The following is a 25221-nucleotide window of genomic DNA, read 5'->3' as shown; positions in this document are numbered from 1 at the left end:
ATAAAGGATATAATAATTTTTCCTTATTTATAACTTTACTGACCTTATAGTGATTATATCATAAAAAAACAGCAAAACCGTGAACCTTACAAAATTGTAAGGTTCACGGTTAAAATTTGGCATTTATTACATAAATTAACCTATTATAATTTTGTATTTTTGTAAGTTTTTACTCAAGCTCAAAAGCACCTGTGTAAAGCTGATAATACTTTCCACGCTTTGCAATAAGCTCGTCATGGCTGCCACGCTCTATAATTCTGCCGTGTTCAAGAACCATAATAGCATCGGAATTTCTTACAGTTGAAAGCCTGTGGGCAATAACAAATACTGTTCTGCCCTCCATAAGTCTATCCATACCTTTCTGTACCAATGCCTCTGTTCTTGTATCAATACTTGATGTAGCTTCGTCAAGTATCATAACAGGCGGGTCTGCTACTGCGGCACGTGCTATTGCTATAAGCTGACGCTGACCCTGTGAAAGGTTTGCGCCGTTGCCTGTGAGCATTGTATCATAACCTTCCGGAAGTCTTGTAATGAAGTCGTGAGCATTGGCTATCTTTGCCGCTCTTATTATCTCTTCATTTGTTGCATCGAGCTTTCCGTATCTGATGTTTTCTTTTACGGTTCCGGTAAACAGGTTTGTATCCTGCAATACGATACCCAAAGATTTTCTAAGGTCGCTCTTTTTAATCTTATTGATATTGATATCATCGTATCTGATTTTACCGTCTGCAATATCATAAAATCTGTTGATGAGGTTTGTGATAGTTGTCTTTCCGGCACCTGTAGAACCAACAAAAGCAACCTTTTGTCCCGGCTTTGCGTACAGTGTTACGTTGTGAAGAACTGTCTTTTCAGGAACATATCCAAAGTCAACGTCAAACATTCTTACATCACCTGTGAGCGGTGTGTATGTAACTGTTCCGTCGCCGTGTGGATGTTTCCAAGCCCATGAACCTGTACGGTGGTCAGCCTCTGTAAGCTTGCCGTCAACATACTGAGAGTTTACAAGTGTTACATATCCCTCGTCCTGCTCAGGCTCTTCGTCCATAAGCTCGAAAATTCTCTGTGCTCCGGCAAGAGCCATAATAACAGCATTGAGCTGCTGTGAGCACTGACCCAGAGGCTGGGTAAAGCTTTTTGAAAGCTGGAGGAATGCTGCGATTGTTCCCAGTGTCATTCCTGCAAGTCCGTTTACTGCCAAAAGACCGCCTACAATAGCTATAAGCACATACTGGAGGTTTCCCAGGTTCTGCATTATAGGCATCAAAATATTTGCATATTTGTTTGCGTTATCTGCATTCTTTCTCAATTCGTCATTGTGTTTATCAAAGGCTTCCTTGGCTTTTTCCTCGTGACAGAAAACCTTTACAACCTTCTGTCCGCCTATCATCTCTTCGATATAACCGTTGATATCGCCGAGGGATATCTGCTGCTTTACAAAGTAACGGGAGCTCTTTCCTGTAATAAACTTGATTGTTGCGAACATTATTACACAGCCCAATATAACAACCAAAGTAAGCGCCCAGTTTGTGAAAATCATTGTAAAGAATACAAATATAACTGATACGCTTGCTGAAAGTATCTGGGGGATACTCTGTGAAAGCATCTGTCTGAGTGCGTCTGTATCGTTTGTGTAATGGCTCATTATGTCGCCATGGGTGTGGGTATCAAAATATCTGATTGGAAGGCTCTGCATCTTTGAGAACATTTCCATTCTTATATCTTTCAAAACGCCCTGTGAAATACTAACCATCATTCTGTTATAAAGGAAAGTGGAAAGTACACCTGAGGCGTAAATTACAGCCATTATTCCAACCGCTTTCAACAAGCCTGAAAAATCAGGGTTTGGCGACTGGGACAAAGGTGTTATAAAATCATCGATGAGTTTCTGTATAAACAGTGAACCTACAACAGTTACTATTGCGCTGACAAGAATACAAATTGTTACCACGAAAAATCTCAGCTTATAACCTTTGAATACATAGCCCAAAAGTCTGCCGGCTGTATGCTTTCTTGATACTTTTTTCTTTTTACTCATCATCGCCGCCTCCTCTCGTCTGAGATTCGTAAACTTCACGATAGATTTCGCTTGTTTTTAAAAGCTGCTTATGCGGGCCAAAGGCAGTTACCTTTCCTCCGTCCATTACAATGATTTTATCTGCGTCCTCAACAGAGGAAATTCTCTGTGCAATTATGAATTTTGTTGTGTTAGGTATCTCCTCACGCATAGCCTTTCTGATAAGGGCGTCTGTCTTGGTATCAACTGCACTGGTGGAGTCGTCAAGAATAAGTATCTTCGGCTTTTTAAGCAACGCTCTTGCTATACACAATCTCTGCTTCTGTCCGCCGGACACGTTAGAACCGCCCTGCTCTATATATGTATCATATCCCTGTGGGAAAGCTGATACAAAGTCATCAGCCTGGGCAAGCTTACATACTCTCACTATCTCCTCATCTGTGGCATTTTCATTACCCCATCTGAGGTTCTCCTTTATAGTTCCGGAGAAAAGCACGTTCTTCTGAAGAACCATTGAAACTTCGTTTCTGAGGCTTTCAATATCATACTTTCTTACATCTATACCGCCGACTTTTACCACGCCTTCTGTTGCGTCATAAAGTCTTGGAATAAGCTGTACAAGTGATGTTTTTGAAGAACCTGTTCCTCCGATTATTCCGATTGTTTCACCTGATTTAATTTCAAGGTTTACATCGCTTAAACAAAACTTTCTGTTCTTTTTATAGCTGAAGTTTACATTATCAAAAACAACTGAACCATCAGGGATTTCTGTAATTGGGTTTTCACAGTTCTGAAGGTCGCTTACCTCTTCTAATACTTCAACAATTCTTTCTGCTGATGCTCTTGCCATGATTATCATAACGGCAACCATTGAAAGGAACATCATACTCATAAGAATTTGCATTACATAGGTGAAAAGGCTGGTGATGTTACCTGTTGTCATCTCTCCGCCTACTACAAAGTTTGCGCCGAACCATGCTATAAGAAGCATACATCCGTAAACGCAGAACATCATAAGCGGTGCGTTGAGTGTTACTATTCTCTCAGCCTTTGTAAAGTCCTTGAAAATCTTATCGGAAACTTTTCCCATTTTTTTCTTTTCATAGTCTTCCCTTACAAAGGACTTTACAACTCTGATACCTGTAACGTTTTCCTGAACTACAGTGTTCAGTACATCATAAGTCTTGAATACTCTCTCGAATATCGGGTGAGCTGACTTGAATATGGCTATAAGTCCTATGCCCAGCACTATTATTACCAAAAAGAACATTCCTGCAAATTTTGCGTTTATTGTAAATGTCATTATAAGCGCAAAAACAAGCATAAGCGGGCATCGAACTGCTGAACGTATAAGCATCATGTAGGCGTTCTGAACATTTGTAACGTCAGTTGTAAGCCTTGTGACAATACCCGCTGTGGAAAAATTGTCAATGTTTGAGAAAGAAAAATTCTGCACGTTGTAATACATGTCTTTTCTTAAATTTGCCGCAAAACCTGCGGATGCTTTAGCTGCGCATTTACCGGATAATGCACCGAATACAAGCGCTGCTACTGTAAGCACAATAAGCACAAGGCCCATCCAGAAGATATAATTCATATCTCCGACTTCGATGCCTTTGTCAATGAGGTTTGCCATAAGCAAGGGTATTATAACCTCCATCAACACCTCACATGATACAAAAACAGGCGTTAAAATCGAGTCTTTCTTATACTCTCTTATGCTCGACGCCAATCTTTTTATCATCTTTGTTACCTCCTTACAAATGTTCGTTTCAAAAATCGCATGTTCGGCAATAAACGTCTACATCTGAAATCACTGTACCTCTTCAAGGTTCTTTTTTATTTTTTCTGCAACAGTAAAAAATACGTTCATTTCTTCCTCTGATATTCCTCTGCTCAGCAAATCTTCAAAATCGTCAAGTCTATTAAGGACATTTGCCTGCATCGTCTGAGCCATAGGTGTCAGACATATTTTTTTCAGTCTAGCATCACCCTTAACAGGTTCTCTGGTTATAAAATTTTTCTCTTCAAGTCCTTTTAGCATTCTGGATGCTGTTGACCTTCTGATTACAAATTTTAATTCCACATCTCTCTGAAAAATGTCTTTGTCCTTATTATGATACAAAAATCCTATCACCTGACGTTCGCTGTCAGTAAGCTGTGCATTTATCTGAGGCAAGAAACAGTGAACCTTTCTTTTAAGTAAATTAGACAGTACTTTGATTTCAAGGCCAAGATGTGTTTTGCTATTCATAGCCGCCTCCTAAATAGTTATCATGCTAACAATATTATAGTTTAAAATAAAAGTGTTGTCAACAAAAAACATGCCACTTTCAGCTTTGGCAACAAACTGACATAAGTTCTTTCAACATTCACCTTTTCTATACATATTTTTCACAAAAACACAAAGACGCCGGAAAATAACTTTCCAGCGTCACTTAACATTCTATTATCTTTTTTGTGTAAAATATGCAGGACTTAACTGCAAATTATTCATTTTATTCCTTTGCAATTATTTCCTCTTTTCTCTTGAGCAGCTCTCCGCTCAAAAGCTGTTTCTCAACGTTTTCAAATCCCATTCTTGTAACAAGGTCTGCAAATCTCTCTTTTTTGTTTCCGTTTTCTTTAAAGAAAAGCAATGCGCTTTCAACTACATTGTATACCTCTTCCTCACTCTTAAGCAAAACGCTCAAAGATCTGCCCATTGCTGTTTTCTTGCCCCAGCGGCCTCCGATGTATATGCGGTATGCTGTTTCATATTCGTCGTTTGCGTGGAAAGGACACTTTGTGATACATCTGCCGCAGTTGTTGCATATGCTCTTATCTGTCACTGCAACTCCGTTTTCAACTTTAATTGCTCCCATAGGACATGCCTGAGCTATCATACATTTTTTACATCCACGGCATTTTTCTGTATTAAAATGACGTATACGCTGACCTACAATGCCAATATCGTTAAGGTCAGGCTTTACACAGTTGTTTGGACATCCGCCAACTGCTATTTTAAATTTATGAGGAAGCTTCACATTGCCGTAACCTTTGAAAAATCTTTTGTGAATTTCTTCAGAAATTGCATATGTGTCAATAAGACCGAAATGACATGTAGTACCCTTACAGCTTACAACAGGACGAACCTTATCACCTGTGCCACCTGTTTCAAGACCTGCCTGTGCTACAAAGGCTCTGAAATCATCAATCTTCTCATATGGAATACCCTGTACTTCCATAGTAAGTCTTGTTGTCATGGCTATATTGCCGTTGCCGAACTTCTCAGCAGCCTCAGATATGCATTTGCACTCTTCTGCTGTAATCTTTCCGTTGCGTGTGATAACACGTCCGTTAAAACATTCTGTACCTTTGTTCCACAGAAAACCCATCGCTTTAACTCTGGTTATATCTTCCTGCTTGATGTTTGTTTTGTTATCCATTGTGATGAAGCCTCCTTAAAATTGACAGATACCATACATTTTCCTTTGATTATATTATACCACATCTGTTTCATAAAATAAAATAATAATTTATTATATTTCCATAATAATACATAATAGTGTTAGACGCACTTTAGTTTTTATAATTTCTTAAAAAAATTCGCTATTAAAATATCAATTTTCAACAAAATATCATTTACAGACCACCAATTAAATAGTATAATTATTGTAATCTTATATTAAAGGAGAGAATTATAATGATAAACTTTACCTATTCTATTCCAACCGAAATATGGTTTGGAAAAGGTCAGATTAAAAATATCGGCTCTATAGCCAAAAAGTATGGTAAAAAAGCTCTCATCGTTTACGGCGGCGGAAGCGTAAAGAGAAACGGCATCCTTGACGATGCTAAGAAATATCTTGCAGAAGCAGGAGTTGACTGCCTCGAGCTTTCCGGCGTTGAGCCAAACCCAAGAGTTACAACAGTTAAAAAAGGCGCAGATATCTGCAAACAGGAAAACATTGATGTTGTAATTCCTATCGGCGGCGGTTCAACTATTGACTGTGCTAAGGTAATTGCAGCCAGCGCACATTATGGCGGCGACCCATGGGATATCGTTGTTGACCCCTCCAAGATAACAGATGTTACTCCGGTTATAAGCGTTTTGACCTTATCCGCTACCGGTTCCGAAATGGACACATTCGCTGTTATCTCAAATATGGAAACCAACGACAAAATCGGTTTAGGTCATCCTAAAATGCGTCCTGTAGCTTCAATCCTTGACCCTACATACACATTTACTGTAAATAAGTTCCAGACAGGAGCCGGCACTTCCGACATTATCTCACACATTCTTGAAATATATTTCTCCAACGGTGAGGGATATATGCAGGACAGAATGGCAGAAGCCTTGCTGAAAACAGTTATCCATTTCGGTGTAATAGCAATCGATGAGCCTGACAACTACGAAGCAAGAGCAAACCTTATGTGGTCAAGCAGCTGGGCAATCAACGACACTCTTACCTGGGGTAAGCCTGTTGCATGGACAATTCACCCAATGGAGCACGAGCTCAGCGCATATTACGATATAACTCACGGCGCAGGTCTTGCAATTTTGACACCTTACTGGATGGAATATGTTTTAAGCGACAAAACCGTTGACAAGTTTGCTCAGTACGGCGTTAATGTTTGGGATATTGATAAAAACATGGACAAGTACGATATCGCCAAGGAAGCAATTAAAAAGACAAGAGAATACTTCAATGCTCTCGGTATGCCTTCAACTCTCCACGAGGTTGGCATTGACGACAAGCTTCTTGATGTTATGGCTAAAAAGGCAAGCGCCGGTCTTGAGGATGCTTTTGTTGCCTTAACCGCTGAAGATGTTAAAAAGATATACGAAATGGCTTTGTAATTAAGATTTATACTTAAATAAAAAACAGCTGGGAATTCAACTCTCAGCCGTTTTGCTTTAAATATCAAAGGCTGCGGCATATTGCCGCAGCCTTCTTCGTTTTATAAACTAAGAAAATCAGTCAGCAGGAACAAAAGGAAGCTCATAGTCTTCGTCTGTGGTTTCCTCTGTAGGATCTGTTGTTGGTTCTGTAGATTCTGTAGTTTCTTCTGTTGGGTCTGTTGTTGGCTCTGTAGGTTCTGTAGTTTCTTCTGTCGGATCTGTTGGAACAACAGGTGTTTCACCCTTTGCAACAGCTATCTGAATAAGTGTTGCATCCAGCACAGTAAGTTTTCCGTCGTTGCTCAGGTCTGCATGTGAGAAGTCAAAAGCAGGGTCATTTATATCAATCTGTCTTGCAAGGTAACTCTGGAGAATAGTCGCATCACCTATATCCAAATTACCGTTCTTGTTGATATCGCCCATGATTTCAACAGGCTCTTTATCAGCATCTGCAAGTCTTCCGTAAATTTCAAATTCTCTTACGGAAACTGACCAGCCGGCTGCATTTTCATTTACCTTATTGAATGTAAATCTTACATATCTCTGAAGCTCACCGCTGCCGGACTCACTTGTAAAGGTATCGATAATATCCAAATCGCCGCCGTTATCTCTTGTCTTTTCAGCAACCTTTGTCCAGGATTTGCCGTCGGCACTTGTTTCGATAATATAGTCTGTAGACCAAACCTTCTTATAGAATTTAATTACAATGCTTTCAACATCTACAGCCTTTTTGCCCTCTCCCAAATCAATGGTATACCACTGTGGAATCTGAGCTGAACCGTCCTTGTTGTTCATTATAGCAGCAGACCATCTTGAAACATCTGTGTTGTCAATTCCGTCAACTGCAAGCTCAGGGCCCCACTGACCTTCAACTTCATTTCCTGAAACCTCTACAGTCTTTTTGAGAGCGATATTTGTTATAGGCTCCGGCTGTGGCTCTTCAGGATCTGAATATACGGAAACAATCTCATATATAGCAGGAACTGCGCCCTGGTCATAAACGAGTTTCAGACTTGCTACATTGTTTTCCTCTTTAGATGCGCCGTAATCAATATTAAGTGTGTTTACTTTCTCATTGAGTACACCCAAATCGTGTTCTGCTCCGTCCTTGTCAATTGCGATTGCTCTTACCTTGCCAACGCAATCCTCTGTCTGAAGCACAACGAGTCTGTTTACATAGATTGAATCTGTAAGCTCATAAAGAATGTAGTCGTCCTGATTTGCAGGTGCAGAAGCTGTAAAGAGTGTTGTAAGGTCCTTATCAGCTATTGCAGTGTAATCGCCCTGAACTGTACCTGTAATTCCCGGAACAGCCTTAGGAGTATCATAGTTGATATCAATTTCATGAATTCTCAAGAATGGATTTCCTGCCTCTGCCGGAACATCGCCTACCAGAATTTTCACATATCTGGCTGTCTTTCCGTTACCGTCTGCATATGCTATTCTGTAATTGCCTTCAAGGGCATAGTCGTTTACAAGGTCATTATTGAATGTCTTAATTGTAGTCCATTCGCCTTCAAGTTCAGAGGCAATCTGGAGTTCAGCATTATAAAGTCTTGGCTTTACAGGATTGTCTGAGAATACCATTTTAACTTCGTTAACCGGCATCTCCTTGCCCAAGTCGAATATGAAATACTGACCCTTTACCTGTCCTTCATTTGTCCAGGCATATGTTGAATAGTCGCCGTCAAATACGTTATCCCAGCTTCCCTCTTTAAGAGCGTTGCTAAGGGAGTTTTCTATCATTTTTCCAGAAATTTCATCGGATGAAATTGTAAGAACAAGGCTCTGTGCATTAACTGTAACAGGCTCTGTTCCGTCATTTCTGATAACTGCATATTTCACAACAGCTCCGCTTATAGACTCTGCATCTTTCCATACGTCGCCGTTTGCTGAGTATACCAATGAAAGTCCGTTTGCATTCAAAGCACTTGCAGTCTCAGAGAGAGCTAAGTTTGCTCCGATTACAGCCTTAGGAAGAGCTATTCCCACATACTGACCTTTTTCAAGTGTAATACCTGAAATACCTGTCAATGTGTAGTCGTCTCCGTTCTGTGTAACTGCAAGGTTCTGTGTGTTTTCAATATTTGTATAGATTCTATTGTCATCAAATTCGATATCAAAAGCTCTTACATGGAGCCAGTAATCCTTCTTGGATGGGTTCGCAGGATTGTCAAATCCTGTAATTCTGAGGCGGATGTATTTAGCCTCAACATTGAGATTATCAGCAACGAACTCTTCTTCACAGTTCATTTGCTTGATTTCTGTCCAGCTGTTTCCATCGGTTGAATACTCAAGAACAGCCTGATAAATCTTATCGTGGTCTGTGCTTGAAGAACCGTTGAGAATTCTAACTGATGTTACCTTTGTAACAGCTCCGAAATTCCAGCCGATATAGTCGTTTGCTTTCTGAACTGTATTGAATGACATTACTGTGCTGTCATCGCCGTCAAAAAGCTTGTCTGTATTTGCGTTTGCCTCAACTTTATTTCCGCCGATTACGCCCATAAAGCCGATATCATCGTTTCCTGTACATGAGCCGTCAGGGTCAACAACATCCATAACTGCCTTTTCGAGAACAGGAAGTACCTCTGATACGAATGGCTCTATTCTCTTGCTTCCTGCCAAAGCTGTGCTGTAATTGCCGTCGCCGTTAAGGTAGGTAAAGCTGTCATATTTGTCATACTGCTCAACCGCCTGTGAGAACATATCCCATGCAGTTCCTGTATCACCTGACTGAAAAGCTATAACGCCTTCTACAACGCTCTTAGCAGCTGCTGTAACATTCTGCAAAGAATTAAACCAAGGGGTAAGCTCGTCAATAAGTGACTGATTGTCACAGCTTGTCTTCATAGTATCAACTGCATTTATAATATTTTCAAATTCTGTCAGCAGTTCCTTCACTTCATTATCGTTGGTGATATCGTCGCCGTTTAAAATCTTTGCTTCAACGCTCTCCAAAGCTTCCTTGATATATTCGCTTTCAGGGAATCCCTGAGGAACTCTTCCTGAACCTGGTGCGTTGGAAATATTTCTTCCTACTGTTGTAAAAGCAGAGTAAACCTCCGGCTGGAGATATTTATAGGAGCTGAGCCATATTTCTTCTGCGTGTTCGCTGTAGTTTGTATTGTTCCACCAGAGAGCCGCAAGCTGATAGAGGGCAACCTTACTTGCCTCAGGATAAAGGCATGGATTTGAAACTGCGCCCTTCATCTTTACATTATCACGTGCATAATGAGTGATATCTCCAAGGAACATACCGGATTTACCATGCTCGTTTACAGGGTAGTTAAGCCAGAAGCAGATATCTCCGTCAAACTTGGTCTGAGCATAGTCAATTGTTTCCTGAGTCATAGGTGAGTTTACATCGTCACCTGTCCAGAAAAGCATTATTGAATCATCAAGTCCGTTGAGGATATCAAGTTCATTGCTGCTTCCAAGCCATGCTTTGTTATATCCGTTAGGGCAGTAAGCTATCATCTCACAGCCGTTTGGCTTGATAAATTCATCCATAAGTCTGTTGATTAGTGTAACAACGTCAGAAACCTGTCCTGCAGGGAAGTCATCGTTAAGAATAGCAAATCTTCTTACACCTGCATCATAAAGCTGCTGGAATTTAGCAAGGAGCTTTGCATATCTTGCCTCGTAAGCTTCTGTATCGTTTACATTAAGTCCTGAGAAGAAACCTGCAATATGTGCAGACCATGCATAATAGCATTTTGTTTCTTCACCGATTTTTGCAAGCTCTGCAATCGCATTTATCTGATCCTCAGGATAAAGCTCATAGCAAAGGCTTGTGTGATAAGGGTCGCTCTTTGAGGCATAGATGTATGTATTCATCTTGTAATCTCTTGCAAAACGCATAAGGCTTTCTCTGCCCTCGTCGTTCCAGATTGCATACATACCCTCAATGAAACCTCTGTAGAGCACATTTGCATAGTCCTCAATCTGAGCGGTAAGGAACTTCTCTCCTGCAAATGATGAGAACATCATCTGCAATGTTGCGATACCATAGTATGCGCTGTCTGTATCGCCGCCGAGAATTGCTATTGTTCCTTCTTTTGCGCTGAGAACATAAGGATTATAGTTATCAAAAAGTGTTTCGTTTTTGATTGTGATATTTTCCTTTACATATGTGTCAGCAGCACCTCCGCTGTCCTTTACTCCGACAAGGATATTTGTCTTATCGGAAACTGTCTGTGTTCCTTCTGTTGCTTTAATGCCGTACTTATCAAGTACTTCATTAAGGAAGGCCTTTGTTGCTGCGTCAGTGTCGTTGTCATAAACTACATTGACCTCTTTTGTAATTTCAAATGAAGTTGGTGTTTCCTCATTGTCATAGACAATTGACTGCGGCAAAGGATAGATCTCATATCTGTTGGGATCTGTTGAATATCCGTCCGCAAGGATGCTTTCAACTCCATCCTGTACAGGCGCAGTATAGGCAGACGCTGCAAGGCATGATGATATAACAATCATAGCGGCAATTATGATGCCCACTGCTTTTTTAATTTGTGTTCTCATTTTGTACTCCTTTCATATTTTTTATTAAGCGAAATCCACAGTAAATTATATTTTATTTATGTGGACTAAACTTTCTAAAATACGATTTACAGGTGTACAGCAAAACACTGTACACCTGTATTTATTTTACACGAAATCCATATGAATTGTCAATTTATTTCCGGAAATTCACATCATATCTTCTTTATTGACCATTGTAATCACCGGAAATTATGAGCTGAACTATTGTAGCATCAATAACAGTTATCTTTGAGTCGTTGTTAAGGTCAGCATATTCAAAATTGATATCATCTCTGATCAATACCAAATACTCCTGAATAAATGTTACATCCTCAACTCCCACCTTACCGTCGCCGTTTACATCTCCGGTAATATGGGTATCCTCAATCTTTTCAAGTCCCTTTACTGCTTTTACAACTGCGATTTCAGCTGCGTCGATTTCCTCCTGTGTTGCATCTGCATTGCCGAGGACTTCATTTGCCTTGTCAATAGCTGCTTTCAAAGCCTGCAAAGACTCCTGTGTATAGATACCTGTGCCGTCATCATAAAGCTTCTGAGCTTCGGAAGTTTTTTCCTGAAGTGCACTGTAATCTGTGCAGTAAAGATTGATTTCTGTTGCGCTTATAAATGTATTTGCTGAGTCGCCCAATGTGCTTGTGGCAACAAGTCTTATTCTTCTTGCATTTACAAGGTCAAAATCAACAACCTTCAATGTCTTGTTGTTTTCCCATGTTCCGCTGGCAATTTCTACGAAATCGTCACCGTCAGCAGTTGTGCTGTACATAATCTTATATCCTGCAATATCTCCGTTCTTGGAAGAATCCTGTCTTGGCAGATATGTAAGTCTTGTTACGGACTTATTTTCTCCCAAATCAAGTGTAATATAGTTATCTCTTCCGTTTTCGGAAATTACAGGCATCTGACCCTCTGAGCTTGACCAGATTGTATGCCAAATTGAGCTTGTGTTTCCGTCTATAGCATACTTAGCTTCATTTCCTGAATGTGAACGAGGAGATGATGCGGTCATTGTATCCTGCTGAATTATTGAAGGTGTACCAACCTTGATAAGTCCTGCTATTGCTGTATCGATGGCTGTTGAAAGCTCGTCAACCTGCTTTGCGGTAAGTGCTTCTAAACCGTCCAAAGCTTTCTGTGCATTGTTCATAGCTTCTGCAAGAGCTGCAAAAGTATCAGGCTTGAAGTTATCTTCACTGTAAGAAGCGGCTTCTTCAATCTTTGCTTTCAGAGCTTCTGTATCTCCTGCCTTTTCTTTCAATGCATTGTAAGCGTTTTCGGCTTTCTCTACAAGAGCCTTTGCATCTTCCTCTGTGAGGCTGTCGTTCATAAGAGCGGCTTCAAGTTCAGAAACAACCTCAGCTACTGCTGCATAGGTTTCTTCTGTGTAATAGTCAGGATTTAATACCTTTAATGTTTGATAAATCTCATTGACTGCTGTTTTATCTACAGTTGATACATACTCGAAAGCACCTATATCCGCTGTACCACTTACATTATTTCCTGCAAAGTCTTTTTCAGGTCTTCCGTTGATTTCAAGGCCTGCGTCTATTGCAGGTGAATTAGGAAGAAGCTTTGCAAGGTTTGCAACATCAAATGTGTCGGCTGCTTCTGTTCCCTGAACTGATGTAAGCTTGTCAGCATTTACAAAAAGCTTTGAAACATCTTCTATACCAAGATAGATATTTCCGGAGTTATTTCCTGTATTCTTAGGCTCGCTTGCCGGATGATATCCTGCAAAAATGTTGTTTTTAAATGTTGTGAGTTCGCCTATTGCATTGTATGCGCCGTCTTTATTTGCCATTTCAGGATTTGTAAGGCAGAAAATATTATTTGTAAATGCAATCTCCTTACCACGGCTTACCGGATACAATACCTTTGAGCTTATAAAGGTGTTGTTGTAAACCTGAGCGTTTTCAAGCTGAGTTACAGAGTCCTCACCTGTGCAAACTATAAATGCTTCGTTTACATTATAGTCACGGCAGTCATTTACACACACGTTGTATCTAACTGTATTATTTCTGTTATAGGAATTTGTTCTGACATGAAGCATTACGCTTCCGCCTGCATTATTATGGATATAGTTGTACTGAATAACACCGTCATGTGTCATATCGTCAAAGTTAAATGCCATGCCGTCGTATGCGTCAACACCGTTTTTAACTTCGTTGTACTGATAAACCATGTTATTTGCTCTGTCGCACCATGCACCACAGCCCCAGCCGTCAGGATACTGCTGGAATTTGCTGATAGTATTGTGTTCAACAAGAACACCGCTGGTATAAAGAGTTATAATACCTGAACGTGATACATCAGAAATTTCATTGTTGCTGATAACAACATTTGTATGTCTGTATGATTCGTCGTCAAGCTCTCCCTTTACGTTTGTAGTAGTGATACCGTTTGCGTCACAGTTTGTGATTATGTTTCCGTCAATCAAAATATCGTTGAATATTGTAGGCTCTTCGTCAAGAATTGTTCCCGGATTGGTTTTATCAGAAGCGTTATTCTCTCTGTTGGTGTAGCTTATAATGTTGATACCACCGGTTCTGTGGGTTGTTCTTGCTCCGTAGAAATCTGTACCGCCGCCCTGAGGTCTTACTGTCCAGATATCATCCTGCTGTGATCTTCCGTTTACATCGGAAATTTCACAGTTCTTAATATAAATATGATTGTAAACACCACCGCCGGAAGCTTCTACTCTTATGCCGCTAAGCTCATATGTATGGTCGCCGGCTGATGTGTGGTTTTTAACTGCAAGGTTATTTATCTCCCAGTATTCCTGATTATAGAGGTAAACCGCTGAACAGCTCTCGCCGAACGGGCCGTTTGCTCCGTAAGACGGTACTGCTGAATACAAACCATTGCCGTCAATCAAAGGCTTGTTGCCTTCACCGTAAACGTCAATAATAATTGGTTTTTCTGCTGAACCGCTGCCCTTTGGATAGAGCTGGCCGATAAATGTTGAACCTCTCTTGATGAGAATCTTGTCGCCAGGTGCAAACTGGATGTTATTGATATCCTCAAGACTTTCAAAAGCTGTAGCCTCTGTCTTGCCGTCGCCGCCGTCCTGTGCAGATGAATCAAGATAGTAGGTCGTATCTCCAGGTGAAACAATAACTCCCGGAACAACTTCGGCTCTTATAATATTGAAATAGTCGAAATTAAAATTATTTTTGCTTGTTTCTTTTGTTGTAAACACAATTGTGTGTTCCTTGTTCTCGTCGCCGAAATCAAGTGACAAGAGCTTCTGCTGGAACTGAGGAGTTGAGCTGTCGATATATTCTGAGATATCCTCAACAGGTTCTCCGTCCACAGTAACACCCAGTGTACCTGCGCCGTTTCCAAGTTTAGTATAGAACTCAAAACCGCAGCCCTCAAAGGTTATTGTAACTGTAGCGCCTATTTTTGATGTTCTAAGATACTTGCCGCCGCTGTTACCCGGGTCGTTTGCAACAACAAAGCCCTTTGTCATTTCAGCTTCGCTTCCTACAAGCTCAGATGGATTTAAAACCATATATTTATTGGAAGTATCCTCCATCTCAACTTTTTCAGTAACCTTTTCAATAACTACAGGAGGCTCTTCTTTTTCTCTGATAACCTTGAAGTAGTCAAAGTTGAAATTAGGATTTGCAACTGTGCCCTGCTTTGTTGTGATTACAATTTTGTGGTCCTCGTTTGTATCACCTAAATCAACCTTGTAAAGTAAAGCTTCAAATTCCGGATTTCCGGAAACATACTCGCTTACAACCTCTGCTTCTCCGCCGTCAACAGAAATTTCAAGGTCGCCTGCTCCGCTTCCCTTTTTGCCGTAAAATTCAAAACCGGAACCATTAAAATCAATAGTAATTGAAGCTCCGATTTTAGCCGTTCTCAAATGAACGCCTCCGCTGTTTCCCTGCTCTGTAACTGCAACAAAACCGTCAGCCATATTTGAAACAAGACCCTGTGGATTTAAAGTCATATACTTTAAAGTGTCCATTTCAACGGTCTCAACTTCCTGTTCACCGGAAGCTTTGGCTGAAACATTGTTATTAGCAGGCTGTGCCGCAAGCTCTTCAGCCAATGCGGAAATGCCCATACCTACAGAAGACAAAACCATCATAACTGACAAAGCTATGCTAAGTAACTTTTTCTTCATCTCCATTTTCTCCTTTTCATTATTTTTAATTTGGTAAAATCACCTTGTTAATATTATATAATATTTTTAATAACAATTAAATAGTTTTTAAGAAAAAATTTCGGCACCATCTATAAAAAAACAGATATATTTATAAAACATCTATTACAAAAAACAAATTTCGGCGTTTTTAACAGAAATACGAAAGCATTTTTAAGCAAAAATAAAACCGACTCGCCTTTATATAACCAAGATACTGATAATAGCATCATAATAATTATATAAATTCAAGTCGGTTGTAAATTTTAGATTAACTTTTCAGAAAAATCAGTTTAGTGCTTATGAGTGCTCATAATTATATATGAACCAAACATTTGCAACTTCAATATCGCTGAGTACTCCGTAATCAAAGTCATCCGGAGCTATGGTTCCGCTGTACCACTGCTGACTATTGAAGTATTCCTGAATATAATCTGTGTCAAAGAGTCTTCCGTGTCTTGCATAGATCTCATTTCTTGCAAGTTCAAGCTCAGCCATGCTCAAACCGGAGAGATCACTTGTTGTAAGCAGTCTTGTTGCAGAATCAGGAAGTATGTAGTAGTTATTTCCCGGAGACGGCGGATCTGTCGGTTTTTCTGTAGGCGGTTCTGTCGGAGGCTCTGTTGGCTTTTCCGTTGGAGGCTCAGTCGGTCTCTGTGTAGGAGCTTCTGTAGGCTCTGTTGTCGGTGTGCTTGTTGTATTCTCAGTTGTGTTCTGGGTTGACTCTGTTGTAGCTTCAGTTGTATCGCTTGTAGCTTCGCCGTCCTTACCCAGAGAAACTGTAATTGTTATTGTATCGCCAACCTTGCCTGTTGTTCCTGCTGACGGAGATTGTCCTATTACAAGACCCTTTTCAACAGTTTCGCTTTTTTCATATACAATCTTTGTTTCAAGACCGTATTCTCTTGCCCTTGTAACAGCGTCGCTGTACTTCATTCCCTTGAGATCTGGAACACTGAACATAAATGCTTCGCTGCTCTGGCTCTCTCCTGTTTCAAATGTAGCCGGAGTACTGCTTTCATCTGTGGAAAGTCCTGCCATAAGCTTTTCACCGAAAACAAGATAAACAACACCGCAGACAACAACAAGCATTGCAAGGATTAACACTGCAATAAGCACAATTCTTGTTCTCTTTGCACCCGAGTCATTGTCCTGATAATTATTATCAACAATTACTGCTGAGTCGTAATCCTCATCGTCTTCGTCGTCATCATCTTCATCGTCGTCATCATCGTCGTCGCTGAATACATCGTAATCCTCAACAGCTCTTGGAGAATACTCATCCTCGTAGAGATCATCTCTTTCATCACTGTCCTCGGATTCATCTGATTGATCGTCGTCTTCCATATCATCATCAAAAGCTGAAAAAGAGCTCTGATAATCATCGTCATTTTTATAATCATCCGGATTAAAATACTGGTTTTCATCATCCGACGAATTTGTATCTGAGAAATAATCAGAAACATGATTATCCTCGTCGCTGACGTGCTCCGGATCAGAAAAATTTCTCAAAACATCCTCGGAAACTACGCTTCGCTTCAAACTGCTTCCGTTATCCTCGGCGATATTTTCAACCACCGTTTCTCCGCAGTTAGGGCAAATCACCGCACCGGGCTCGAGAATTTTTCCGCACTTTGGACAATTCATTTTTATCACCTCGTACTGTTCTCGCACAATATAATTACTTTTTAATCTGTTCTAAAAACACAACTTATTACAGTTTTTGGAAAACCTTTATATAAGCTGTGGAATAATCAAAAGAAAAAGTCTACTTATACATGCTAACATATAATTGATAACACATTTGTCTTATATTGTCAACCTTAATGAGTAATATTTTTGTTCCAAACAATAATTTTCAGATAAAATTCAGTTATCGCTTCATTCCATCGAAGCTTTCATTTCCTTTAAGAAATAGGAAAGTCCCGAATATCTTCTGGTCTTTTTGTTGTTCTGTACCATTTCTTTAAGCTCGGAAGTATTTCCTATTAAGATTAAAATCTTTTTTGCTCTTGTCACCGCTGTGTAAAGCAAATTTCTGTACTTTAGCTTCTGGGCGGTTCTGTAAAGCGGGATTATTACCGCCTCAAACTCGTTACCCTGACTTTTATGAACGGTCATCGCATAGGCATGTTCCAAATCCACTATTGTTTCCCTGTCGTACACCGCTGTTTTATCGTCAAAACGTATCTTAAAGGAACCTGACTGTCTGTGAATTTCTTCAAGCCTTCCCACATCTCCGTTAAAGATTCCCTCTCCTGTTTCACCGTTTTCTTTTACCCACAAAAGATTGTAGTTGTTTTTGGTCTGCATAACCTTGTCACCTACACGGAATATTCTTCCGTCCAGCTCAATCTCTGTTTTTTCCTTTGAGGGGGGATTTAAAGATGCCTGCAAAACCTTGTTAAGCTCAAGTATTCCAAGCTCTCCCCTTCTTCCGGGACAAAGAACCTGAATATCATCAAATGGTGAAAATCCGTAGGTTGACGGAAGTCTTTGAGCACACAATGCGCTTACGGTTTCCCTCAGCCTGTATTTGTTTTCACAGGGCATAAAGAAAAAGTCGTTGTCCTTAACAGAAATCTCCGGCATTTCGCCCTTTACAATCTTATGGGCGTTGGTAACTATAAGGCTCTGCATAGACTGTCTGAATATTTCAGTCAGTGCAACCACGGGAACAGCTTTGCTTTCTATCAGGTCGGAAAGTATATTTCCCGCTCCCACTGAAGGAAGCTGGTCGGTATCTCCCACAAGAATAAGTCTGCAACCCATTGGCAAGGCTCTCATTACACTTTCAAAAAGCACTGCGTCCACCATTGAAACCTCGTCCACTATAAGGGTGTCACAGCTCAGCATGTTGCGCTCATTTCTCTTGAACACGGGCCTGTCCTCGTCGTTCCAGGCAACCTCTAAAAGGCGGTGTATGGTTTTCGCTTCACATCCGGTAAGTTCTGTCATTCTTCTGGCGGCTCGTCCTGTTGGTGCAGTCAAAGAAACCTTTTCACCTATTGATTTTAAAATCTTAATTATGCCGTTTAAGGTGGTGGTTTTTCCTGTTCCCGGACCTCCTGTCAGTATCAGCATACCTCCCTGCAAGGCAGTTCTTATGGCTGTCTTTTGCAGTTCTGCATATTCAAAACCCTGAGACTCTTCCACCTCTTTTATTTTGCTTTCCAAATCCTGAGCCGGCGGTATCGGAAAACTCATTATCATGTTTATTCTGGCGGCTATGTAAGTTTCACTCTGGAAAAGGGACGGGGTATAGATAAACGCTTCGTCGTTTATAATTGTTCTTATGATTTCACCCTGCTGAACCATGTCATCCAAAGCGGACTGGGCGGTTTCCTTTTCCACGGAAATAAAGGACGCCGCTGTTGCCGCAAGCTTTTCTTCCGGCAGGCAGGTATGTCCGTTTCTTCTGTTGTGGTTCAGCACATACACTATAGAAGCCGCAACCCTGTATCTGCTGTCTGATGGAAATTTTTTATCAACAGCAATTCTGTCCGCCACTTCAAAAGGTACATATATGCCCTCTGAACAGAGTATATAGGGGTTCTCCTCTATCTCAGTTATGGCTCTGTTTCCCAGCTTTTTCCACACAAGAACAGCCGTTTCGCCGTTAATCCCGAATTTTCCAAGATAAATTATAAGCTCTCTCATTCCGAAAGCGGCTTTTATTCTGTCACTTATTTCATTTGCGGCTTTCAGAGTTATTCCCTTTATTTTTGCAACCCTTTCAGGTTCGTTTTCAAGGATTTCAAGGGTATTTTCTCCGAACTCTCTTACAATAACCGCCGCCTTTGCCGGGCCTATTCCTTTTATAGCTCCCGAGGAAAGGTATTTCAAAATTCCCGCTGTTGTTGAGGGCATACTTCTTTCGCAGACGGACACAGAAAGCTGTCTGCCGTAGGATGGATGATTTTTAAAAACACCTGTCAGTCTTACCTCTTCGCCAACGCTTATCATTGGCATTATTCCAACAGCAGTTAAATTTTCATCGCCGCTGAGTTCTATTACCGTGTACCCGTTGTCCTCGTTTCTATATATAATTGTTTCTACTTCACCTTCAACCTGATACATTGAAGAACCGCCCTTTTGTTCACCATTTGGACGGCTAAACATATCTTCTGTCAAATATATCACTCTTTTTTATTTTAATATCAGTTATTCTCCTGAGAAATTCTGTTTTTAAGCTCGTTTACGCTTATGAGATAGGCCTTGCTTTCAAGGGGTGTATCCGCTGTCAGCACCTTTTGAGCTTTGCTTTCTTCCTCTCTGTTTTTCAAAATCTTCCACGCAAAGAATTTAAGCATATGGGGATTTTTTATCATAAGAGGGCCTATCAAATGAGTTCCGAAAATATTGCCCTCAAAAACACCGTCAAAGGACTTTGTGTTGTCATCTCCAACACCTAAAAGCATTTTAAATGACTGCTGATGATTTTCTTCCCATTTAATATTTGTACATTTATTTACAAAACCGATTGTGAGATTATCTGCAAGCAGGTCTTTAAGCTCTTTGCAAAATGTAAGCTTCTCGGAAAATACATTTTCACAGACTGCGTCACCTGTAATTCTTTTAGCGGTTTCCTCTGTTTCAAAGTCGAAGAAACCAAGACACTGGTATTCTTCACCTTTTGCGCTTTTTATCCTTTTACCCAGCATCTCAAAGGCGTTTCCGGTAAACAAAATAACTGTTCCTCTGTCTGCCGCTTTTTTAAGCTCCTGAGCATTGGGAACTATATCCGCCAAAGCTCTTTTCTGAGCCTTTTCGGTTCCTGCTCCCACATATATCATATCATAGTCCAGGGGCATAGCCTCAGACATATTTTCCAATGATATTATCTCACATTCAATACCTGTTTTTTCCTCTGTAAATCTTTTCAGGGAAAGGAGGTTTGCGTATTCTCCGTACAGATTCATTATACCATAGTAGAGATGCAAAATTCTGATTTTTTCTTTTGCCATTTCTGATACCCCCTTACTGCAACATAGTGGTTTCTGAAAGGAATTTTTCCTTGTCAGAGAAACATGTAACAACATAGATTTCTTCTTTTCCGCCGTTTCTCAGTTCCTCGATACCTGCGTGAATGTCGCTGAACACCTTGATTTTTTCTTTCGGTATATTTGTATATGAAAAACGAAGCTCCAAGTCACTGCAATAAAGTCCCATAAGATAGATTTTATTTACACTGTCGGAATTTAAAATATCAAAATTTATATCCCAAAGCCAGCTTGTGTCGCCTGTGTAATATTTACGGCTTATTCTGTCCACAATCACCACAACATCCCCGGGAGTTTTTCTTGTGGCGGCATAGGTTAAGGACTGCTCGTAGCTTATAGAGTTTTCGTGCTTTGAAGCCAGCAAAACTCCTGTTCTGTCGCCCAGCTTAAATCTAACTATTCTGCCGTTTTTCAGGACAAAGTTATTAAGGCTTGTACTGATTTGATTTTTATCAATGCCAACTGTACAGCAAGCCGCATAAGCCGCTAAAATATTATAAACATTGTAAATTCCGGTAAATGCCAAACCAATCTCTGTGCTGCCGTCTATCTCCACAACGCCTTCTTCAAGGTCAGCGGCTGTAACTGTATAGTTCGTGTTATGCTTTTTAAATCCGCATTTTTCACAGCTAAAGCTTCCTATATGATTAAAATGTCTGTAATCGTAGCTGAGCTTTCCGCCGCAGACAGGACAGTATTTTCCGTCGTCGTAAACACCTGTACTCTCGTTTGTATCGGTGGAAAGGTTGTCCATTCCATACCATACAACATTTTTTCTTCCCTCTCCGAATGTGCTTATAAGAGGGTCATCGGCATTAAGGATAAGCTTTGTGCTTTCCGGAATACTTTCCTTTATAGCGTCATAAACCCAGAGAGGGTGACCGTTTCTTGTAAGCTGGTCCCTATACAGGTTTACTATAACATAATGTGTTGGTGAAAAATGCTTAAAGGTGTATTTTGCATATCTCTCGTCCGACTCAATAAGTATATAATCCTTTTTGAACTTTCCTCCCATTGTACAGTTGTTCAAAATAAAGGTTGTTACGCCCTCAATCTGGTTAGAACCCTCTTTGTTGTAGGCGATATTCAGTCCTGCGTCCTCCATTACATGAGCAATCATCTCAACGGTTGAAGTTTTTCCGTTGCTTCCTGTAACTGCAATTATGTATTTAGGCAGGGATATTTTTCCCAATATATTCGGACAAACTTTAAGAGCAAGCTTTCCCGGCATACTGCTGCCTTTTCCCAACAGCTTGCCTGCAAATCTGGAAAGTTTGCAAACCAGTATAGCTAAAAATTTTCTCATAACAATCTGCTCCCATAAGACTTATTTGTTTTAACAGTCATTAAAATTTATTATATCACTTTTAAAAGCTTTTGAACAGATTTTCACAAAAAAATTAAGAATTGAGCCTTCCCCGTAAGGAAGGCTCTGAGATTTTAGAAAATTACAATATTTCTTCAAATTCTTCTTTTGTCATGTACTCCATAAAGGGATATTCCCTGCACACTGCAAGGCATATGTTTTTTGTTTCCTCATCCACTCCGCAGTCAAGGCAGATAACCCTTGTGGGTCTGAATTTTCCCATCCACTTAACCTTTGACGCAAGGCTTCTAAGCATAAATTCCGCATCGGGTCTTTTGCCTTTAACCGGAGTCATAAGAAATGTTTTTGTTTCCTTTTTATAATCAAAAATCCAGTGCACCAGTTCTGTTATGAGATTTACAATTCCCACAACCGCAAACACGCCTATTATGATGTATAAAAACATGTATACCATAAAATTCACCTCTACATATTTTATACAGCTGAACAAAATAATGTTAAAATTTTCATTTAATTTTTTATAATAAAAATCTGTAACGGTGCAATAATATATTCGGACAAAGCGTCCGCAAAAGTCAAAAGCGCCTTTCACAACGGCGGTAATGAAAGCGATTTTGACCTTTGAAAATTGATATAGATTTCCGCTAAATATTTCAGAGGTGAAAAAAATGAACAACAATTGTAATTGTCACTCAAACCAGTGCATCAAATGCACAGTATCAAACTGCGAAAACCACAACCCATCAGAGAATTACTGCACACTCAACTGCGTTACAATCGGCACACACGAGGCTAATCCTACACAGTGCCAGTGCGTTGACTGTCAGAGCTTCGTTATGAAGAAGCAGAAATAATCCCAAACCTTGAGATTATAGACCTATAAGAAAACCGCTTTGGCAGAAAAAACTGTCAAAGCGGTTATTTTTATAATCAGGAATTCATTCCTATTTCTATAGCTTTTTTATTAAACTCAAGCATATTTGCTTTTCTTGCAGGAACGCACTTTTCGATAGCTTTATAAAGAGCCTCTTCTGTGCAGAAGCCTGTTTCTTTAAAGAGCTTACCTACAAGGATAATGTTAGCAAGACCTTTAATTCCGTTTTCCTCGGCAAGCTTTGTAGCCGGAACATAAAATACGTTTACATCTTCACGCTCTACCTTTTTATTGATAAGGAAGCTGTCTATGATTACTGTTCCGCCCGGCTTTACTGTGTCGATAAATTTTTCAAAGGAAGGGAGGTTCAAAGCAATCAAAACATCAGGAGTTAAAACAAGGGGTGAACCGATTGTCTTGTCTGAAATACATACGCTGCAGTTTGCTGTGCCGCCTCTCATTTCAGGACCGTAGGAAGGAAGCCATGAAATCTCTTTTCCGTCGTTAAGTCCGCCGTAAGCGATTACCTTTCCGGCAAACAAAATTCCCTGTCCTCCGAATCCGGCAAGGACCATGTTGAAATCTCTGCTCATTTCAGTCTGTCCCCCTTTGTTTCGTCTTTATAAACTCCCAAAGGATAGTAAGGAAGCATATTATCTCTGAGCCACTGAATTGCCTCGAACGGAGACATACCCCAGTTTGTAGGACAGGTTGAAACAACCTCTACTATTGAGAAACCTTTTCCCTCTATCTGATTCTGGAAAGCCTTTTTGATAGCCTTTTTGGCGTTGATTACGTTTTTAACACAGTCAACAGTAACTCTCTGTGCAAGTGCTACACCGTCAAGTGTTGAAAGCATCTCACATACTCTTATAGGATAACCTGCTGTGTTTACGTCACGTCCGTATGGTGTGGTCTGTGTAACCATGTTAGGAAGTGTTGTAGGTGCCATCTGACCGCCGGTCATTCCGTAGATTGCATTGTTAATGAAGATTACAGTTATGTTCTCTCCTCTTGTTGCACTGTGGATTGTTTCGGCAGTTCCGATTGCGGCAAGGTCACCGTCGCCCTGATATGTGAATACTACGTTTTCAGGCTTTGCTCTCTTAATACCTGTGGCAACAGCCGGAGCTCTTCCGTGAGGAGCCTGAACCATGTCGCAGTTAAAATAGTCATAGCTCATAACTGAGCAGCCAACGGAGGCAACGCCTACAGCCTTACCCTCTACACCCAGTTCGTCTATTACCTCTGCAACCAATCTATGTACTATACCGTGAGTACAGCCCGGGCAGTAGTGCATAGGAACGTCTGCAAGGGCGTGTGGTCTTTCAAATACAACAGCCATTACAGCTCACCTCCGAATTTAATGATTTTCTCAAGAATTTCGTTTGGCGTTGGGATAACTCCGCCTGTTCTGCCAAAGAATTCTACCGGACGGGAACAATCAATGGCAAGCTTTACATCGTCTACCATCTGTCCCATGTTCATTTCTACAGACAGGAATCCCTTTGCTGTCTTTGCGGCTTTCTTCAGGCAGTCTGTTGGGAAAGGCCAAAGTGTGATAGGTCTGATAAGACCTGCCTTTATGCCCTGTGCTCTTGCCATATCTACCGCACTGTGGGCAACACGGGCGGATGCGCCGAAAGCTACAAGGATGATGTCTGCGTCCTCTGTGAGATACTCGGAAGCTCTCTGCTCTGTGGCTTTAATCTTTTCATATCTTTCAAATCTCTCCACAACAAGGCTTTCAAGTGCCTGAGGTGTGAGATAAAGTGAGTTTACTACATTGTGTTTTCTCTTGTTCTGATGACCGCTTGCAGCCCAAGGTCTTTCAGGAAGAACCTTTTCTCCCTCGTCCTTAAACTCAACAGGCTCCATCATCTGGCCAAGCATACCGTCTGCCAAAATCATTGCAGGCATTCTGTATTTATCAGCCATATCAAAGGCGTCGCTTACAAGGTCAACCATTTCCTGAACTGTTGCAGGGGCGAAAACGAGAATCTGGAAATCGCCGTGGCCGGTTGCCTTTGTTGCCTGCCAATAGTCAGCCTGTGAAGGCTGAATACCGCCAAGACCCGGGCCGCCTCTCTGAACATTTATAATAAGTGCAGGAACATCTGAACCTGCCATGTAAGAAATAGCCTCTGTTTTAAGGCTTATTCCCGGTGAAGATGAAGAGGTCATTGCTCTTACACCGGCGGCAGATGCGCCGAGAACCATATTTGCTGCGGCAAGCTCTGACTCTGCCTGGAGGTATGTTCCTCCTATTTTGGGCATTCTTTTTGACATATAAGCCGCAAGCTCTGTCTGAGGTGTTATTGGGTATCCGAAAAAGTGCTTACAGCCCGCACGTATTGCGGCTTCTGCCAGCGCTTCGTTGCCCTTCATAAGAAATCTTTCGGACATTCAACTCA

At 40.7% G+C, this 25221-nt stretch carries 16 protein-coding genes; 2 read left to right on the top strand and 14 right to left on the bottom strand.

Translation table 11 applies throughout. From position 1 onward, the window contains the following. Nucleotides 1-169: 169 nt before the first annotated feature. The 4 genes from B5F08_RS02875 to B5F08_RS02860 form a co-directional block, all read right to left on the bottom strand. On the bottom strand, nucleotides 170-2041 hold the full coding sequence (locus B5F08_RS02875; RefSeq protein ID WP_087376318.1) for an ABC transporter ATP-binding protein: 1872 nt from the start codon (nucleotides 2039-2041) through the stop codon (nucleotides 170-172). Continuing rightward, nucleotides 2034-3764, bottom strand: coding sequence for an ABC transporter ATP-binding protein (locus B5F08_RS02870; RefSeq protein ID WP_087376317.1), 1731 nt, complete (start codon nucleotides 3762-3764; stop codon nucleotides 2034-2036). Before B5F08_RS02870 ends, B5F08_RS02875 begins: the two co-directional genes overlap by 8 nt. A gap of 69 nt (nucleotides 3765-3833) precedes the next feature. Beyond that, nucleotides 3834-4274, bottom strand: a complete 441-nt coding sequence (locus tag B5F08_RS02865; protein ID WP_087376316.1) for a MarR family winged helix-turn-helix transcriptional regulator — start codon at nucleotides 4272-4274, stop codon at nucleotides 3834-3836. Between the two features lie 244 nt (nucleotides 4275-4518). After that, complete coding sequence (locus B5F08_RS02860) at nucleotides 4519-5448, bottom strand: 4Fe-4S dicluster domain-containing protein (protein WP_087376315.1); 930 nt, start codon at nucleotides 5446-5448, stop codon at nucleotides 4519-4521. Nucleotides 5449-5705: 257 nt separating this feature from the next. On the opposite strand from B5F08_RS02860, the gene B5F08_RS02855 reads away from it, so the two are divergent. After that, nucleotides 5706-6863, top strand: a complete 1158-nt coding sequence (locus B5F08_RS02855; protein WP_087376314.1) for an iron-containing alcohol dehydrogenase — start codon at nucleotides 5706-5708, stop codon at nucleotides 6861-6863. Nucleotides 6864-6980: 117 nt separating this feature from the next. On the opposite strand, the gene B5F08_RS02850 is transcribed toward B5F08_RS02855, so the two are convergent. From B5F08_RS02850 to B5F08_RS02820, 7 genes are all read right to left on the bottom strand, one after another. Further along, nucleotides 6981-11429: a beta-N-acetylglucosaminidase domain-containing protein gene (locus tag B5F08_RS02850; RefSeq protein WP_087376313.1), complete on the bottom strand. Its 4449-nt coding sequence runs from the start codon at nucleotides 11427-11429 to the stop codon at nucleotides 6981-6983. A 184-nt stretch (nucleotides 11430-11613) separates the two neighbouring features. Further along, nucleotides 11614-15585: a discoidin domain-containing protein gene (locus B5F08_RS02845; protein WP_158096194.1), complete on the bottom strand. Its 3972-nt coding sequence runs from the start codon at nucleotides 15583-15585 to the stop codon at nucleotides 11614-11616. A 318-nt stretch (nucleotides 15586-15903) separates the two neighbouring features. Further along, complete coding sequence (locus B5F08_RS13615) at nucleotides 15904-17250, bottom strand: YARHG domain-containing protein (protein ID WP_087376311.1); 1347 nt, start codon at nucleotides 17248-17250, stop codon at nucleotides 15904-15906. Between the two features lie 234 nt (nucleotides 17251-17484). After that, nucleotides 17485-19737 (bottom strand): SF1B family DNA helicase RecD2, encoded by a 2253-nt coding sequence (recD2, locus tag B5F08_RS02835; RefSeq protein ID WP_242968220.1) that lies wholly within the window; start codon nucleotides 19735-19737, stop codon nucleotides 17485-17487. A 26-nt stretch (nucleotides 19738-19763) separates the two neighbouring features. Continuing rightward, on the bottom strand, nucleotides 19764-20570 hold the full coding sequence (locus B5F08_RS02830; protein WP_158096193.1) for a hypothetical protein: 807 nt from the start codon (nucleotides 20568-20570) through the stop codon (nucleotides 19764-19766). Nucleotides 20571-20583: 13 nt separating this feature from the next. Then, entirely contained in the window at nucleotides 20584-21912 is a 1329-nt protein-coding gene (locus B5F08_RS02825) for a Mur ligase family protein (protein WP_087376309.1), read from the bottom strand. A 142-nt stretch (nucleotides 21913-22054) separates the two neighbouring features. Further along, nucleotides 22055-22387, bottom strand: coding sequence for a hypothetical protein (locus tag B5F08_RS02820; protein WP_143256349.1), 333 nt, complete (start codon nucleotides 22385-22387; stop codon nucleotides 22055-22057). Between the two features lie 214 nt (nucleotides 22388-22601). Here B5F08_RS02820 and B5F08_RS02815 point away from each other — a divergent pair, with 214 nt between their 5' ends. Then, nucleotides 22602-22787 (top strand): DUF1540 domain-containing protein, encoded by a 186-nt coding sequence (locus B5F08_RS02815; RefSeq protein ID WP_087376307.1) that lies wholly within the window; start codon nucleotides 22602-22604, stop codon nucleotides 22785-22787. A gap of 76 nt (nucleotides 22788-22863) precedes the next feature. Here B5F08_RS02815 and B5F08_RS02810 read toward each other — a convergent pair whose 3' ends face one another. From B5F08_RS02810 to B5F08_RS02800, 3 genes are read right to left on the bottom strand one after another with little or no spacing between them, the layout of a single operon-like run. Beyond that, nucleotides 22864-23400 (bottom strand): 2-oxoacid:acceptor oxidoreductase family protein, encoded by a 537-nt coding sequence (locus tag B5F08_RS02810; RefSeq protein ID WP_087376306.1) that lies wholly within the window; start codon nucleotides 23398-23400, stop codon nucleotides 22864-22866. After that, nucleotides 23397-24152, bottom strand: coding sequence for a thiamine pyrophosphate-dependent enzyme (locus B5F08_RS02805; protein ID WP_087376305.1), 756 nt, complete (start codon nucleotides 24150-24152; stop codon nucleotides 23397-23399). The genes B5F08_RS02810 and B5F08_RS02805 overlap by 4 nt, the downstream gene beginning before the upstream one ends. After that, nucleotides 24152-25213 (bottom strand): 3-methyl-2-oxobutanoate dehydrogenase subunit VorB, encoded by a 1062-nt coding sequence (locus tag B5F08_RS02800; RefSeq protein WP_087376304.1) that lies wholly within the window; start codon nucleotides 25211-25213, stop codon nucleotides 24152-24154. Before B5F08_RS02800 ends, B5F08_RS02805 begins: the two co-directional genes overlap by 1 nt. Nucleotides 25214-25221: the final 8 nt, after the last annotated feature.

Source organism: Anaeromassilibacillus sp. An172 (genome assembly GCF_002160515.1).
Taxonomy (GTDB): Bacteria; Bacillota; Clostridia; order Oscillospirales; family Acutalibacteraceae; genus Limousia; species Limousia pullorum.
This window is presented reverse-complemented; position numbering and strand designations above follow the sequence as displayed.

Excerpts from the sequence above, each read along its gene's own strand:
- B5F08_RS02875 (WP_087376318.1), bottom strand. The coding sequence starts at position 2,041 with ATGAGTAAAAAGAAAAAAGTATCAAGAAAGCATACAGCCGGCAGACTT.
- B5F08_RS02870 (WP_087376317.1), bottom strand. The coding sequence starts at position 3,764 with ATGATAAAAAGATTGGCGTCGAGCATAAGAGAGTATAAGAAAGACTCG.
- B5F08_RS02865 (WP_087376316.1), bottom strand. The coding sequence starts at position 4,274 with ATGAATAGCAAAACACATCTTGGCCTTGAAATCAAAGTACTGTCTAAT.
- B5F08_RS02860 (WP_087376315.1), bottom strand. The coding sequence starts at position 5,448 with ATGGATAACAAAACAAACATCAAGCAGGAAGATATAACCAGAGTTAAA.
- B5F08_RS02855 (WP_087376314.1), top strand. The coding sequence starts at position 5,706 with ATGATAAACTTTACCTATTCTATTCCAACCGAAATATGGTTTGGAAAA.
- B5F08_RS02850 (WP_087376313.1), bottom strand. The coding sequence starts at position 11,429 with ATGAGAACACAAATTAAAAAAGCAGTGGGCATCATAATTGCCGCTATG.
- B5F08_RS02845 (WP_158096194.1), bottom strand. The coding sequence starts at position 15,585 with ATGAAGAAAAAGTTACTTAGCATAGCTTTGTCAGTTATGATGGTTTTG.
- B5F08_RS13615 (WP_087376311.1), bottom strand. The coding sequence starts at position 17,250 with ATGAATTGTCCAAAGTGCGGAAAAATTCTCGAGCCCGGTGCGGTGATT.
- B5F08_RS02830 (WP_158096193.1), bottom strand. The coding sequence starts at position 20,570 with ATGGCAAAAGAAAAAATCAGAATTTTGCATCTCTACTATGGTATAATG.
- B5F08_RS02825 (WP_087376309.1), bottom strand. The coding sequence starts at position 21,912 with ATGAGAAAATTTTTAGCTATACTGGTTTGCAAACTTTCCAGATTTGCA.
- B5F08_RS02820 (WP_143256349.1), bottom strand. The coding sequence starts at position 22,387 with ATGGTATACATGTTTTTATACATCATAATAGGCGTGTTTGCGGTTGTG.
- B5F08_RS02815 (WP_087376307.1), top strand. The coding sequence starts at position 22,602 with ATGAACAACAATTGTAATTGTCACTCAAACCAGTGCATCAAATGCACA.
- B5F08_RS02810 (WP_087376306.1), bottom strand. The coding sequence starts at position 23,400 with ATGAGCAGAGATTTCAACATGGTCCTTGCCGGATTCGGAGGACAGGGA.
- B5F08_RS02805 (WP_087376305.1), bottom strand. The coding sequence starts at position 24,152 with ATGGCTGTTGTATTTGAAAGACCACACGCCCTTGCAGACGTTCCTATG.
- B5F08_RS02800 (WP_087376304.1), bottom strand. The coding sequence starts at position 25,213 with ATGTCCGAAAGATTTCTTATGAAGGGCAACGAAGCGCTGGCAGAAGCC.